Here is a 14,983-nt window from a genome sequence, read left to right on the forward strand (position 1 = left end):
CCGCACTCGCCCGGGCAAGAAAAGAAGATGGCGGAAGGCAGCGGGAGTCGAACCTGCCCGGGAACGGCTGCCGTCCCCAACCGGGTTTGAAGCCCGGCCGCGCCACCGGGCGCGATTGCCTTCCTTGAACTCAGTGCCTGGCGTACTGCTGGGCCAGGGCGCTGTCAGCGCGAATGTGACGCTGCTCGGCCACCCTGCGGGTCAGGCCGATGCGGTCGAAGTATTCCAGAATCTGCACACTGCGCTTGCGACCGATGCCCAACATATCGCGAAATGCAGCAACCTGCACTAATGAAGTGCCAGCCGCCTGCCCTAGCAGCAGCTCTGTCATGCGCTGTAGCGTCGCTGCGGGGTAGAACAGGTCGCGCACCACCTGGTGCACTACGCCTAAACGCGCCAGCTTGCGCAACAACAAACGAACGTCAGCTTCAAGGCAGTTCTCTTCTGCCGCCAATGTCCTGACCCAGGGCGGATCGAATTGCCCCGCCAGCAACCTGGGCTGCAGGCGCGCCCACAGTGCCTCGTCGGCTTCACTCAACTGGACCTTGTGATCCGGCAAATGCAGCCAGGGCCCACTGGCGGCAATCGCCCCGTCCTCTAGCAGTTCCTCAAGCAGGCTGACAAACGCAGGCCGCTCCAACGGCAATGCAGTAAAGCGCCGCAGGCGGTCACGGTCGGGGCCCAGCTGATCGGGTTCTTGCTCGTGGAAGCGGGCAAGTTGCGCCAGCACCTGCCGTTTCAGCGCCTGCCACTGGGCGCTGGCGAACAGCAGCTGGCCCTGCCGCGTGGCCACCACCAACACGTTCGCCGGTAGCTGCCAGGTTTCGCGCAGGCGATTGAACTGTCGCTCCAGGCGCTGCGGGTCGATACCACCGGGCGCACTGGCGAGCAGTGCCGGCAGTGCCTGCTCCAGGCCCTGAGCATCTCGCAGCGCCTGCAACTGGCGTAAACGCTCGTGGCTGCGGCGCTGGCGGCTGGGGGCAAACGGATCGAGTACCTTGCCGCCGCCCAAGGTGCGCTGAGCACGCTGGTCGCGCAGTACCAAGCGGTCGCCATGCACGGCCTGCAACGGCGCATTGAGCAGTAACTGGGCAAACATGCGCTGGCCGGCGGCCAGGCTTTCACCTTCCAGCAACGCGACACGGGCCGTCACGTCCTGGGTGCCGAGGTGCACATGCACGGCACTGAAGTGCTCGAACGCCCGCAGCTCGCCCGGCAGCAGGTTCAACTCGATATCCACCCGAACACTGGGCGCGTGCAGCCACTGCGGTAGCAGCCAGTCGCCACGGTGAACTTGCTCCGCGCTAAGGCGTTCGGCTGCGATATTGAGCGCTACTCGCTGGCCGGCCTGCGCTACCAAGGCGGCCTGGTTTTGTGCATGCAGGCCTCGCACCCGCACCGCCTTGCCGGCCTTCCCCAGGACCAGGGTATCGCCGGCACTCACCCGGCCGGCCAGCGCCGTGCCGGTCACCACCACCCCCGCACCGGTGACGGCGAAGGCGCGGTCGATAGCCAGGCGAAAACCGCCTTGCGCACTGCGTTGCCGCACAGCGGTTTGCGCCTGCAGCAAGGCTTGGCGCAACGCGTCGATGCCCTCCCCGCCAAGGCTCGACACCGGGAACTGCCGCGCCCCGGCATAGGGCCCTGGCGCCAGCAGCTCACTGACCTGCGCCTGCACCTGGGCCAGGCGCGCCGGCTCGACGCGGTCGCACTTGCTGACCGCCACCAGTGCCTGGGGGATACCCAACAGCTCGATGATTGCCAGGTGCTCACGTGTCTGCGGCATGACGCCATCGTCTGCCGCCACCACCAGCAGCACCACATCTATGCCATGGGCCCCGGCCAGCATGTTGTGGATAAACCGCTCGTGGCCCGGCACATCGATGAAGCCCGTCAGCGGTGCACCTTCGGCCAGCGCCGCGTAGCGGTAACCCAGGTCGATGGTCATGCCCCGCTCACGCTCTTCCTGGCGCAGGTCACCGGCCTGGCCGGTCAGTGCCTTCAGCAGTGCGGTCTTGCCATGGTCGATGTGGCCGGCGGTACCAACGATCACTGCACCGGCCCCAACTGCAACGCCGGCAATTGCGCCAGCCATTGGGCTTCGTCGTCCAGCTGGCGCAGGTCCAGCCATAGCGCGTCGTCGTCGATGCGACCAAGCACCGGCACCGGCAGGCCCCGCAGGGCTCGCTCCAGCACGTGCAGGCTGCGCCCGCGCAACTTCTTCGACACCTGCGGGCGCAGGCACAGCGCGGCACTGGGCAGGCGCGCAACCGGCTGGCTGCCACTGCCTATCATGCCCAGCGCAGGTTCTACGCTGACGACCCATTGCGCACCAAGGCGGGCCTGGAGGTCTGGCAGCAGGCGTTCGGCCTGGGCCTGGATATCGGCCTGGCCACGGGTCAACAAGCGCAAACTGGGCAGGCGCTCGGCCAACCGGTCCGGGTTGCGGTACAGCGCCAGCACCGCTTCGAGTGCGGCCAGGGTGATCTTGTCGACCCGCAGCGCACGCTTGAGCGGGTTTTTCTTGATTCTGGCAATCAATGCCTTGCGCCCGACGATGATCCCGGCCTGCGGGCCGCCCAGCAGCTTGTCGCCACTGAAGGTCACCAGATCGGCGCCATCAGCCAGGGCCTGGCGCACCGTGGGCTCGGCCGGCAGGCTCCAGCGGGTGAGATCGAGCAAACTACCGCTGCCGAGGTCTTCGAGCAGTGGCAGGTCATGCTGGTGGGCGATTCGCGCCAGCTCGGCGGTCGGCACCTGGGTGGTGAAACCTTGAATGCTGTAGTTGCTGCAGTGCACGCGCATCAATAACCCGGTTCGCGGGCCAATGGCAGCTTCGTAGTCGCGGGCATGGGTGCGGTTGGTGGTGCCGATCTCGTGCAGCTTCACGCCGGCGCGGGCCATGATGTCCGGGATGCGGAAGGCGCCGCCGATCTCGATCAGTTCGCCGCGCGCGATAATGCCCTCCTTGCGCGCACCCAGGCTGTTGAGCGCCAGCAGTACTGCCGCGGCATTGTTGTTGACCACGGTAACCGCCTCGGCGCCGGTCAGCTCGCGGATAAGGCCCTCGATCAGGTCGTCGCGGTCACCACGCTTGCCGCTGGCCAGGTCGAACTCCAGGTTGAGCGGGTAGCGGGCGGCGGTCTGCATCGCCTCGATGGCTTCTTCCGGCAGCAGGGCACGGCCGAGGTTGGTATGCAGCACGGTGCCGGTGAGGTTGAACACTCGGCGTACCTGGCTGCGTTGCTGGGCGGCCAGACGTTCGCCGGCGCGGCCCAGAAGGATCTCGAGAGACAGCTCGGCGGCACTGAGCTGGCCGCTGCGCGCGGGCTCCCGCAGGTCGTCCAGCAATTGGCGCAGGGCGCTCAAGACCGCATCGCGGCCGTGGCGGTCGATCAGTGGGAGGCAGGCCGGATGGCGCAGGAGGGTGTCGATGGACGGCAAACGTGGGGTGTCGCTGGCGAGGCTGTTGGACATGCGGTACTACCTAGGATTGATCCGTCGTCGGTACTGGCCTGTTCGCGGGTGAGCCCGCCCCCACAAAAGCCTGCGCAGGTGTCTGATCCTGTTCCAGGTCTTGTGGGAAAGGGTTCACCCGCGAAGCAGGCGACTCGGTTTTTCAGTGTAGACACTCACCCACTAACCGGGCGCAAGCATCAGGTTGGGCGCCAGGCGATGAAAACCTTCCTCGTCCAGGCGCATGTCCAGCGCAAGGCTGGCCAGGTCGTCGGCCAAGGGCTCGGCCGCTGCGTCGTTTTCGAGGTAGTTCTGCTTGAGGTAGCTTTCACACCCCGGGCAGCACTCGGCCCGCAGGGGCGCCTTGCCGGGTAGATGGCGGTCATTCTCAAGGCTGGTATAGCGCAAGTCCTTGCTCGACTCGCAGTACACGCACTTGACCCGCACCACATGCCACTCACAGGCACACAACGAGCACACTAGATAGCGCAGGCCGTTGTGCTTGCCACGGTTGCGTACCACCCCGGCCATCGCTGGCGAGCCGCAAGCCGGGCACTGGGCCAGACTGCCAGCGGGTTTGAGTTCAGGCGCCGGCAATGCCAGCAGCCAACTGGACCAGGCCGCCTGCAACGCAGCCCCGAGCAATGGCACCAATGCGGCCGGCACCGCGTCATAATGCCCTGCCAGCAACGCCAAACCCCAACCTTTGCGCTGGTTGTCATCACTGCCACGCAGCACCTGCAAGGCCTCCGCCAACGGACCATGGGGTTCGTCGCCAAAGTGACCGAGCAAGGCCTGCAGCCAGACCAGCCAAGCTCCGTCACGTACCAGGCTGTCTGCCGCCAGCGGCGGCAAACCATGGCTTATGCACAGGCGCTGGCGCGCCTCAGCCACCGGCAGGGCGCCAGGGGGGTTATCCACAAGCTGCTGCTGCACACGGCACAACCGCGCAACCAGCCTCAGATAGTCGCCCAGGGCATTGCCCTGGGCCAGCGTGTCCAAACGCGCAGCCCGCACTTCAAACAGGTTGGCCGGCGGCAGGTGCAGAAACGGCGGCATCACCGCCGACGCTTCGATCTGCCCAGGTTCGAGTATCGTGCTCAAGCGCTCATCCTTCTTTTCGTCCGTGATGACTCGGCGGCTTGTCGCCAGTCACCTCGCGATACCACAGTTCATGGTGCTTGCGTGCCCAGGCGCGGCTTACCCAGCCGTGCAGCATGGCGCCAATCGAGCCTTTGATCCAGATACCGGCGTAGATGTGCACGATAATGCTGAGGATCAGCACGAAGGCCGCCAGTGCATGCAGCAACGCCGACAGGCGAATTACCTCGATGCCGAACCAGTGGCTGAAATACGCTCGCCAGATCACCACACCACTGACCAGCAAGACCAGCATGCACACCAGCAGGGTCCAGAACAGCAGCTTCTGCCCGGCGTTGTACTTGCCGATCGGCGGTACGCCCTCCTCTTGGTTACGCATCACCCGGTCAACCCGGCGCAGCCAGAGGCGATCATTCGCGGTGATGAAGTTGGCCCGCCAGAAGCGCACCACCAGGCCAACGAAGAACACGAACATCGCCACCCCGAGAAACGGGTGCAGGATGCGCGTCCACGGCCCACCGCCAAACAGGTTGCTGAGCCAGAACAGTGCCGGGTGAAACAGCGCCAACCCCGACAGCCCGGCGAGAAAAAACAGGATCGCCACCAGCCAGTGGTTGCTGCGCTCGTTGGCGTTGTAGCGCAAGATGGGTTTGTTGTCGTTCATGGCCGCTGCTCCCCTTGCCCACCGGGCTTGCTCGGATCATAGACATGCACTGCAGGGTCCACTGTCTGCACGCTCGGGTCGGCTGCGGCCGGGTGTTCGTCCTCCTCCACCCGCTGTGGCCCGACCCGCACATAGTGGAAGAACCCGGCCAGCACCGCTGCGCCCATCGCCAACAACGCCAGGGGCTTGGTAAAGCCCTTCCACAACCCTACCAGCGGGCTGATCACCGGCTGGTCCGGCAGGCCGGCATACAGTTTGGGGGTATCGGCATGGTGCAACACGTACATCACGTGGGTACCGCCGACGCCATCCGGGTCATACAACCCGGCGTTGTCGTAGCCACGCGATTTCAGGTCGACGATGCGTTCGGCGGCATGCACCTTCATCTCGTCCTTGGTGCCGAACACAATTGCCCCGGTCGGGCAGGTTTTCACACAAGCCGGCTCCAGGCCCACGGTCACGCGGTCGGAACACAGGGTGCACTTGTACGCCTTGTGGTCTTTCTGCGAGATGCGCGGAATGTTGAACGGGCAGCCGGTGATGCAATAGCCACAGCCAATGCAGTGGTCCTGGTTGAAGTCGACGATACCGTTGGCATGCTTGATGATCGCCCCTGGGCTTGGGCACGCCTTGAGGCAGCCTGGCTCGGCACAATGCATGCAGCCGTCCTTGCGGATCAGCCATTCCAGGTTGCCGTCGTCGCGCTCGTGCTCGGTAAAGCGCATCAGCGTCCAGGTCTCGGCAGTGAGGTCCTGGGGGTTGTCGTAAGTGCCATGGTTGTGGCCGACCTCGTCACGCAGTTCGTTCCACTCCGAACACGCCACCTGACAAGCCTTGCAGCCGATGCACTTGGTGGTGTCGATCAGCTTGGCGACTTCCTGCTGCTGGCGTACCGAGGGCGGCACGGTGGTGGTGGCCGAGCGGGCGATGATGTCTTGGCTGGCCATCAGAGTTTCTCCACTTTGACGAGGAACGACTTCGACTCTGGCGTCTGCGTGTTGCCGTCACCCAGGAATGGCACCAGGGTGTTGGTCAGGTAGCCATGCCGGGTTGCGCCGGTGAAGCCCCAGTGCAGCGGAATGCCGATCTGGTGCACGGTCTGGTTGTTGACCTGCAGCGGGCGAATCCGCTTGGTCACGACCGCCACCGCGTCGATATGGCCACGCTTGCTCGACACCCGCACCCGGTCGCCAGCCTTGATGCCTTTTTCATTGGCCAGCACCTCGCCGATCTCGACGAACTGCTCGGGCTGGGCGATCGCGTTGAGCCGGCAATGCTTGCTCCAGAAGTGGAAGTGCTCGGTCAGCCGGTAGGTGGTCGCCGCGTACGGGAATTCATCGTGCTTGCCGAGGGTGTCCCATACCGAGTCGAAGATGCGCCCGGCCGGGTTGCTGATCGCCTTCTTGTTCTGCGGGTGCAGCGGGTTGATGCCAATCGGCGTTTCGAACGGCTCATAGTGCTCGGGGAACGGGCCTTCGGCCATCTTGTCGATGGCGAAGAACCGCGCCACGCCCTCGGGGTTCATGATGAACGGGTTCATCCCCGCCTCGGGTGGCGAGTCGACCTTGAAGTCGGGCACGTCGGTTCCGGTCCAGGTCTTGCCGTTCCACCACACCAGGCGTTTCTTTTCCGGATCCCAAGGCTGACCTTGCGGGTCGCTGGAGGCACGGTTGTAGAGGATGCGGCGGTTGGCCGGCCAAGCCCAGGCCCAATTCTGCACCTGGTGCATGCCGTACGGGTCGCTGTTGTCGCGGCGAGCCATCTGGTTGCCCTGCTCGGTCCAGCAGCCGGCAAAGATCCAACACCCCGATGCCGTGCTGCCATCGTCCTTGAGTTGACCGAAGCCCGACAATTGCTGGCCAGCCTTGAGGGCTGCACCGGCAGCATCGGTAAGGTCGGTGACCGCCCAGCCGTTCATTTCCTTGGCCAGTTCCTCGGGGGATGGCTCATCAGCAATCTTGTACGGCCAGCTGATGTTCATGATCGCATCAGGGTAGGTACCGCCCTCGGTCTGGTAACGCTGACGCAGGCGCAGGAACAGCTCGCTCATGATCTGCACGTCGGTGCGTGTTTCGCCCGGCCCGTCGGCACCTTTCCAGTGCCACTGCAGCCAGCGGCTGCTGTTGACCAGCGAGCCATCTTCCTCAGCGAAGCAGGTGGTAGGCAGGCGGATCACTTCGGTCTGGATGTTGGCCGTGTCAACGTCGTTGAACGGCCCCACGTTGCGCCAGAACTCCGAGGTTTCGGTGGCGAGTGGGTCCATGACCACCAGCCACTTGAGCTTGGCCAAAGCCGCAGTGACGCGGTTCTTGTCCGGCAGCGCGGCGATCGGGTTGAAGCCTTGGCACATGTAGCCGTTGACCTTGCCCTGCCCCATCATCTCGAACATGCGCAGCACATCGTAAGCCGGCACATCAAGCTTGGGCAGCCAGTCATAGCCCCAGTTGTTTTCAGCCGTGGCGTTGGCACCGTACCAGGCCTTCATCAGGCTGACATGGAACTTGCCGTAGTTCTGCCAGTAAGACAGCTGCCCCGGGCGCAGCGGTTTGGAGGCGCGCTTGTCGATATAGGCTGCGTAATCCTGTTCGGCATCGCCGGCCAGGGTCAGGTAGCCCGGCAGCGAATTGGACAGCAGGCCAAGGTCGGTGAGGCCCTGGATGTTGGAGTGGCCACGCAACGCGTTGACCCCACCACCGGGCATGCCCACGTTACCCAGCAGCAACTGCACCATGGCAGCACTGCGGATGATTTGCGCACCGATCGAGTGTTGCGTCCAACCCAGGGCGTAGAGAATCGTCATGGTCTTGCCCGGTACCGAGCAGCTGGCGATCTCTTCCCAGACTTTCATCATGGCGTCCTGCGGCATGCCACAGGTCATGCTCGCCAACTCCGGGGTATAGCGGCTGTAGTGCTGCTTCATCAGCTGGAACACACAGCGCGGGTGCTGCAGTGTCGGGTCGACCTTGGCGTAGCCATCCTCACCCAGCTCATAACCCCAGCCGGACTTGTCGGCGTACACGCGCTTGGCCTCGTCGTAGCCGCTGAACAGCCCGTCTTCGAAGCCATAGTTCTCTTTGACGATAAACGACACGTCGGTGTAATTGCGCACGTATTCGTGCTGGATCTTGTCGTTGCTCAGCAGGTAGTTGATCAGCCCGCCCATGAAGGCGATGTCGGTACCGGTACGGATTGGCGCGTAGTAGTCGGCCACCGAAGCCGTTCGGGTAAATCGCGGGTCGACCACGATAAGCCGCGCCTTATTGTGCGCTTTGGCCTCGGTCACCCATTTGAAGCCGCACGGATGCGCTTCTGCTGCGTTGCCACCCATCACCAGGACCAGATTCGCGTTGGCGATATCGGACCAGTGGTTGGTCATGGCGCCACGGCCATACGTCGGGGCAAGACTTGCCACCGTCGGGCCATGTCAGACACGTGCTTGGTTATCGAACCCCAACATGCCTGTTGCGCGGATGACCTTGTGGGTCAGGTAGCCAGCCTCGCTGGAGGCGGCGGAGGCAGCGAGAAAACCGGTGGTGAGCCAGCGATTGACCGTTTGCCCCTGGGCGTTCTTCTCGATGAAGTTGGCATCGCGGTCCTGCTTCATCAGGTCGGCGACACGGTCGAGCGCCTCGTCCCAGCTGACCCGCACCCACTCGTTGCTGCCCGGCTTGCGCATCTCGGGGTACTTGAGACGGCTGGGGCTGTGGATGAAGTCGAGCAGGCCGGCGCCTTTCGGGCACAGGGTGCCGCGGTTGACCGGGTGGTCGGCGTCGCCTTCGATGTGGATGATGTTCTGTTTGACGTTCTTGCCCGCGTCACCCTGGCTGTACAGGATCAGGCCGCAGCCGACCGAGCAGTACGGGCAGGTGTTACGGGCTTCTTTGGTGTGCGCCAGCTTGAAGTGGCGCACCTGCTCGGCGAAGGCAGGTGTCGGGGCCATGCCCAACGCCGCTAGGCTCGAGCCTCCAAGGCCGACGGCGGCGACCTTGAAGAACTGCCGACGGTTCAGGTCCATCGTGCACTCCTGATCAGGTTTGGACGCTCGGAACATAGCCGGCGCCTCTTGAGTAATCACGGTGGCGGCTTTTTGATGGCCGCCAATGAATAAGACTAGTCAAGAAACGAGAAGGTGCGATGACATGGGTCAGGGAATGGGCAGCGGGCTTTACTGCCGGTCGTTCACCGATCCTGAAGGACGAAAGCCTCCTTGCCCAAGCCGCAGTCAGGGCAGCGCCATTGTTGCGGGACATCTTCGAATGCCGTACCCGCCTCGACACCATGTTCCGGATCACCCCGTACCGGATCGTAGACGTACCAGCAGGTTTCACAATAGTACTCGCCACCCCGTTTCGTCATCACTATCTCCTTGTCCACTACGTCAGTGATCCTACCCTCAGGCTCACCCTATCCTGCGTAATGCGTCGACCAGATAATCGACCATTACTTTGACTTTCTGTGACACATGCCGACCAGGCTGATGGAGGACCCACGCCATCCCCTGCAACGCTCCCACGTACTTCCACTCGGGCAGCACTTCCACCAGCTCGTTGGCGGCTATCGCCTCGCCAGCAAGCCTCACAGGTAGGCAGGAGATACCAAGCCCCGAGAGGGTGGCATTCAATACAGCCTCGGCACTGTCTGAAACGTAGCGACCTAAAAAACTGACATCACAACGACCTTGGGCCGATAAAAACTCCCAAGTCTGGCTCTCGCGGATATCGGAAAAAGGTATGCAACTATGCTCCACCAACGCCGAAGGATGTTCGGGTCGACCGTACTTTTCTAGGTAGCTGTCTGCAGCACAGACTATAAAGTCGATAGGGAACAACTTACGCGCTACCAGTCCTAACGGCGGGGCCTTGGTAATTCTGATACCGATGTCGATGCTTTCTGCGATGAAGTCCAAGTTCCCATCACTTGAAATGAATTGCACATTAACACCTGGGTAGCGCTCAAGGAACTCAGGGATAAGTTGATGACACGTCCCATGCAATGAGCGGGGCACTGCGATCCGAATAAGCCCCTGCGGGCTTTCGTGAAAGCGCTCCTTGAGTCTGAATACATTTACAGAGGACTGAAGCAATTCTTTGCAGTGCGAATAGACCTGAGCCCCTTCGGCATTGACTTTCAATTGCCGGGTACTGCGCTCTAGCAAACGAATCGATAATGCATTTTCAAGCTTAGATACTTGCTTGCTGACTGCCGATGCGGTTACACCCAGCCGGGCCGACGCATCCACAAAACTTCCCGCCTCCACCACAACAGCAAACGCCGCCATGCAAGGCAACATATCTACATGAGTTTTTTGAAGATAGCCTTGATAGTCCATTATGATGACCACTCATATTTATAGGCCAACAACCAAAACATACGCCCTTGGCACAGGGCCCCAAAAAATCACAGCAAACATTTGTATTGTTTTGAAAGCATCACCCGTAAAGATGCAGAAGCACAGCCCCTAACAACACCAGACTAACCCCGCCGATCTGAATAACCGACAGCCGCTCGCGATAAAAAAAGTATCCCAGGATCGCAGCAATGCCGCCCGACAGGGTGCTGATGACAGTGACGACGGCAACCGAGCCATTGAGCGCCCCCCAGGAAAACGCGGAGAACCCGCCTAGGTTGAAAAGACTGGCACCGCATAATGAGCCAAAAGTCTTCAACCCAATAGTCGCGCGGTCCCGCAGCAACCTGAAGGCTTCCGGGATGAGAAACATGACCCCCACTGCATAGCCCAGCGCTAACATGTTCACCGGCCCTAGTGCCGGCAGGGCGAACTTGCCCTGAATCCAAAAGCTGATGCCGTAAAGCATGGCCGCCAACAAGGCAAACCCTACAGATATCGTGCTGTTGGTCTTGCGTTCGAAATCACCTCCGAGATCACTGCGACTCGCCAGTAAAACTCCGAAGACGCAAACGAGAATGCCGCTCACCTGCCAGGCTGACAGCGCATCCCCGCCCAGCCACGCCAGCAGGGTTGTAAAAACTCCATACGAGGTGACTAGGGGTGCCACAACCGCCGTTTTGCCGACAGCGAAAGCCTTCGACAACGCCAACGCCCCCACCACAGTACACAGAGAAGCTACTATCCCTAACCCTACCGCACGCCATGGCGCAGATATGAATTTTCCCCACTGACTGGCTGAAATGACAATAATGATCGCCATTAACAAAAGCCCCAGAAACTGTCCGAAGAACACTGCCCGCTTTACCCCAACCGCTCGTGCGTTCACGCCGACCAAAAAGTCCGTCGCCCCCCAAAACGCCGCCGCCAACAACCCCATAAATACGTCCACAGCAATGTTCCTTATTATGACTTATCCATGCACCCCTCCGAACAATAATCGGGATCATGCCAAAAATCAAACCCCTGTATGGGTTGAGACTTAATAGCTAGGCGCACTTTTGCGAAAACGCCCGCCCAACAACCCAAATACCAGACTAGTCAATACCATTGAAACAAGAGCAAGCATCAAAAGAACACTATAGGAACTTTCCGACAAGACTCCAGCCTGAAGTCCTACGCCGAGCAACACTAATTCCACAAGACCTTTTGTATTCATCAGTACGCCAATCTCAATGGAAACATTTAGTCGCAACCCCAATACCCTGCCGGCAATATATGAGCCCAGAAACTTACCGAAAGTCCCCGCCAGCAGGAACAACAGCAACCACAACCAAAAATCTGGCTCGCCGAAAGCATTCAGTGAAACCTGGATACCCGACCCGGCAAAAAAGATCGGAGTAAGAAACAGATGACCGAACCTCCCGATCCATCGACGCCATGCCTGCTCCATTGAGAACAGGTCGTGAAACACGTATGCCGCCATGACCGCGCCGATAGCCTGGTGAAATCCGAGCATCGCGGTAACCTGCGCTGATGTCAGGCAGTAGACAAAGGTAAGCGCGACACGGGAACGTTCACTTAGCGCAGTGTGACCGATCCATTTTTTCAACAATGGGCGGACCACTAGGAACATCAGACCGGCATAAGCCACAAGACCGCCTACCCTGAACACGCTCTCGAACACGCCAGCCGACCCACCGGACTGCAATGCCAACACCAGCGCTAGTGCAAGCCAAGCGAACACATCGGTGTACACCGCCGCCGAGAGCGCCAATCGACCAGCTTGTCCGTCGATGCCCGGATGCTCCTGGATAATCCTCACCAATACCGGCAGCGCAGTCACCGACAGTGCAACACCACAGAAGATCACGTAGGACCAATAAGGCTGCGTCGGCGCGATGGACGCCTTCGACCAGGCACCAATGACACAGCCCAGGAAAAACGACAGCACGATTCCGAGGCTCGCAATCAAGGCCGGAGCACGCTGCGTTCCCCGTTGCTGTCCGACACCTGCGGCATGCCAGGGCACTTCGACCATCAGTATGATCAACCCCAGTTCGCCTAGCGCCCGGACAATCTCCATCGAGTTGGGTGTCAGCACCTTCGCCGACACTTGCGGAAACCATGCCCCCAGTAACGTGGGCCCCAGCAGTATGCCGGCAACAATTTCCCCGACAACCCGGCTCTGGCCAAGCATTGTCGCCACACGACCGCAGACTGCACAGGCAAGCAAAATCAAACACACCAGCACTAACCAGCTCGACATGGATTTCCCCTCACCCAAGACCCGCCGTTGATCCTCTAGCTAGGCAAGCACCAGCTTCAGACGCTCATGAACGGTTTCCGCATCTCTGCGCAGTACTTCAGGATCTGTATGGATGAGATAGACAAAACCCCAGGTCGACAGAAAGTCCCGCGTTGCCTCGATGACCTCGCCCTTCTCCACGAGAAAGCCAAGTTCATGGAACGAATCGAGATGCTTGACCAGCTTGATACCTTCAATTCCCGTCACAGTGCCGCTCTGTTCAGAAATCAGGCAACAGATACAGAAATGTTTGTCGTAGTGCGGGACCGCCAAGCTTAGTGGTGCATGACCCAGGTAGATATCTATGTTGAGGTCGTAGCAGTTCAGCCCGGTGCACAACTCGATTAACGAAGGTACATTCGCCCCGGGCAGTCGACCGTTCTGTTCGATGATGAAGTGTCCCGCCGGGTTTATCTTGAACTCAAGATCATTGATCCCGACATTGGCTTCGATGGCCGAATTGACCCGAGATACGTAGGCAAATGCCTCGCGTGCCTGATCGCTTATGGGCGAAATGGATCGAATATTGCGATAGACGCTGGGGTTGTCGCCAACCCGGATCTTTTCGTATTCCGCGAAGCAGAGAATCTGTCGCCCCATCGCTCCCAGATTCGCCGTAACGATGAAGTATTCAGGGCCTTCGACATATGCCTCCACCAGTGCATACTTTTCCTCTTGTGCCCCAGGCTCAAAATTGCTTTCGATAGCCGCCAGTGCCTTGTACGTATCACTCCTAGACTGGCAAACCTTAACATTCCTCGCACCTGTGCCCAGGGTCGGTTTGACCACCACGGGGAATGCAATTCCCAGATCATGCCCCTCGGCCAGTTCATCCATGGACAGCCTGAACGCAGGCATCACCGGAACTCCCTCTTGTTGCAGGCGATGCTTCATTTCAAGCTTGTTCATCCGGGCCAAATAGGTCGGGACCGGATTGCCTGCCAGCCCCAGGTGGGCCGCCAAACGGTCACAGATTCGCAGTGCAGAATCGGAACCGGGGATAACCGCATGCACATTCTTTCCCGCTATGCTGACCTTGGCCTGCTCCAGGCTCTCGACATGTACGACCTCGTCAAAACCGTCCACCCCATGAAGCTTCTGCAAACGCCCCGGAAAATGCTTGCGTGTGACCAGGGCCAATGCGTGATACCCCTTGCGGCGAATATCCTGTCCGTAGCGCCGTCCCGAGCTGATCGGGTCGATGACGACCACTGTTTGTCCTTGAGTGCTCATCCCAGGCTCCGCATGGTCTTGTACATGAACTGGTAGTAACGCAGCGCGACGTTGTAGCGGATCATTACTCCCAGCGAGAGTTCACGTACCACATCCTCGCCACCCGCCGCGTAATGCTGCAGCACTGTTTCGTACCAAGCGGCGCTGTGCCTGGTGTCGATGCTGATATGGGCCTTGTGATAGGCAATCACGTCTTTTGGCAAGCCAAGGCGCTCCATGGCCGCCGTAGTGGCGCCAAAGCGTACCGGCGCCGATCCCTCCACCAACCCCATCGCACCAATGAGGCGCATGTTGTACTCGCGGCGTACGGCCCACATCAGCAGGATGTTGCCATTCATCAGACATTCAAGTGGTGGCAACTCCACACTGATACCCGTCTTGTCCAATAGGTCCCGCATGTAGCTGGACGAAGTGCGGAACATTGTGGTGTGCACGGCGGCAAAGTCACCATTGCCCATTTCATCCCAATAGTTCTCGCCGGCGACCATCTTGCAATGAATCGGCATTCCCAATTGCGCCACTGCCATTAGGTCATCGAACGAACCATCGACCATTTCTTCCATGCAGATGTAGTAAGCGACTTGTTCGATACTGGCCTGATGGCGCATGAAGTCCACGAAGAATCGGATATCTTCGTTGATCTTTTTCTCGCACATCACGTACCACGGGAGAAACTCTTCCTGCGTGGTGGGCAGCTCCCGCAGATCCACCAGGCGCTCCTCAGCGGCAGTCCATTCATCCTCGAGGCATTCCACAACGTTGCGAGACAACCTGACCGACTGTCGTGCGGCGACCAACTGTGCCGGGTCACCGAGAAAACAGCGGTAATAGTCGGCGAGTTTCTTTTGAGTATCACGAGCCAATTGTGTCATTT

12 protein-coding genes and 1 tRNA gene are annotated in these 14,983 nt (G+C 60.5%); all 13 read right to left on the reverse strand.

Translation table 11 applies throughout. The features are described 5' to 3' along the window. Positions 1 to 28: 28 nt before the first annotated feature. Positions 29 to 124 (reverse strand) — tRNA-Sec (locus ACF8SD_RS09690). Positions 125 to 130: 6 nt separating this feature from the next. Beyond that, the gene (gene selB / locus ACF8SD_RS09695; RefSeq protein ID WP_392484335.1) at positions 131 to 2,053 is read right to left on the reverse strand and encodes a selenocysteine-specific translation elongation factor; all 1,923 of its coding nucleotides are present in this window, start codon (positions 2,051 to 2,053) and stop codon (positions 131 to 133) included. Then, entirely contained in the window at positions 2,050 to 3,477 is a 1,428-nt protein-coding gene (selA, locus tag ACF8SD_RS09700; protein ID WP_392484317.1) for an L-seryl-tRNA(Sec) selenium transferase, read from the reverse strand. Before selA ends, selB begins: the two co-directional genes overlap by 4 nt. Positions 3,478 to 3,639: 162 nt before the next feature. After that, entirely contained in the window at positions 3,640 to 4,560 is a 921-nt protein-coding gene (fdhE, locus tag ACF8SD_RS09705) for a formate dehydrogenase accessory protein FdhE (RefSeq protein ID WP_173887442.1), read from the reverse strand. Positions 4,561 to 4,564: 4 nt separating this feature from the next. Further along, positions 4,565 to 5,221, reverse strand: coding sequence for a formate dehydrogenase subunit gamma (locus ACF8SD_RS09710; RefSeq protein WP_009685688.1), 657 nt, complete (start codon positions 5,219 to 5,221; stop codon positions 4,565 to 4,567). After that, on the reverse strand, positions 5,218 to 6,168 hold the full coding sequence (gene fdxH / locus ACF8SD_RS09715) for a formate dehydrogenase subunit beta (RefSeq protein WP_009685687.1): 951 nt from the start codon (positions 6,166 to 6,168) through the stop codon (positions 5,218 to 5,220). Before fdxH ends, ACF8SD_RS09710 begins: the two co-directional genes overlap by 4 nt. Next, positions 6,168 to 9,236 (reverse strand): formate dehydrogenase-N subunit alpha, encoded by a 3,069-nt coding sequence (fdnG, locus tag ACF8SD_RS09720; protein ID WP_392484318.1) that lies wholly within the window; start codon positions 9,234 to 9,236, stop codon positions 6,168 to 6,170. Before fdnG ends, fdxH begins: the two co-directional genes overlap by 1 nt. A 164-nt stretch (positions 9,237 to 9,400) precedes the next feature. Then, entirely contained in the window at positions 9,401 to 9,577 is a 177-nt protein-coding gene (locus ACF8SD_RS09725) for a rubredoxin (RefSeq protein WP_392484319.1), read from the reverse strand. A 43-nt stretch (positions 9,578 to 9,620) separates the two neighbouring features. Next, complete coding sequence (locus ACF8SD_RS09730) at positions 9,621 to 10,550, reverse strand: LysR family transcriptional regulator (protein WP_392484320.1); 930 nt, start codon at positions 10,548 to 10,550, stop codon at positions 9,621 to 9,623. Positions 10,551 to 10,650: 100 nt separating this feature from the next. Further along, positions 10,651 to 11,520 (reverse strand): DMT family transporter, encoded by an 870-nt coding sequence (locus ACF8SD_RS09735; RefSeq protein WP_392484321.1) that lies wholly within the window; start codon positions 11,518 to 11,520, stop codon positions 10,651 to 10,653. Between the two features lie 90 nt (positions 11,521 to 11,610). Next, positions 11,611 to 12,837 (reverse strand): cation:proton antiporter, encoded by a 1,227-nt coding sequence (locus ACF8SD_RS09740; protein WP_392484322.1) that lies wholly within the window; start codon positions 12,835 to 12,837, stop codon positions 11,611 to 11,613. Positions 12,838 to 12,876: 39 nt separating this feature from the next. Next, a complete protein-coding gene (locus ACF8SD_RS09745; protein ID WP_392484323.1) occupies positions 12,877 to 14,088 on the reverse strand; it encodes an ATP-grasp domain-containing protein in 1,212 nt (403 codons plus the stop codon). A gap of 17 nt (positions 14,089 to 14,105) precedes the next feature. Further along, complete coding sequence (locus ACF8SD_RS09750) at positions 14,106 to 14,981, reverse strand: iron-containing redox enzyme family protein (RefSeq protein WP_392484324.1); 876 nt, start codon at positions 14,979 to 14,981, stop codon at positions 14,106 to 14,108. Positions 14,982 to 14,983 lie beyond the last annotated feature (2 nt).

The sequence above is a fragment of the Pseudomonas sp. CJQ_9 genome (assembly GCF_043106615.1).
GTDB classification, from domain to species: domain Bacteria; phylum Pseudomonadota; class Gammaproteobacteria; order Pseudomonadales; family Pseudomonadaceae; genus Aquipseudomonas; species Aquipseudomonas juntendi.

Excerpts from the sequence above, each read along its gene's own strand:
- selA (WP_392484317.1), bottom strand. The coding sequence starts at position 3,477 with ATGTCCAACAGCCTCGCCAGCGACACCCCACGTTTGCCGTCCATCGAC.
- ACF8SD_RS09710 (WP_009685688.1), bottom strand. The coding sequence starts at position 5,221 with ATGAACGACAACAAACCCATCTTGCGCTACAACGCCAACGAGCGCAGC.
- fdxH (WP_009685687.1), bottom strand. The coding sequence starts at position 6,168 with ATGGCCAGCCAAGACATCATCGCCCGCTCGGCCACCACCACCGTGCCG.
- ACF8SD_RS09725 (WP_392484319.1), bottom strand. The coding sequence starts at position 9,577 with ATGACGAAACGGGGTGGCGAGTACTATTGTGAAACCTGCTGGTACGTC.
- ACF8SD_RS09730 (WP_392484320.1), bottom strand. The coding sequence starts at position 10,550 with ATGGACTATCAAGGCTATCTTCAAAAAACTCATGTAGATATGTTGCCT.
- ACF8SD_RS09740 (WP_392484322.1), bottom strand. The coding sequence starts at position 12,837 with ATGTCGAGCTGGTTAGTGCTGGTGTGTTTGATTTTGCTTGCCTGTGCA.
- ACF8SD_RS09750 (WP_392484324.1), bottom strand. The coding sequence starts at position 14,981 with ATGACACAATTGGCTCGTGATACTCAAAAGAAACTCGCCGACTATTAC.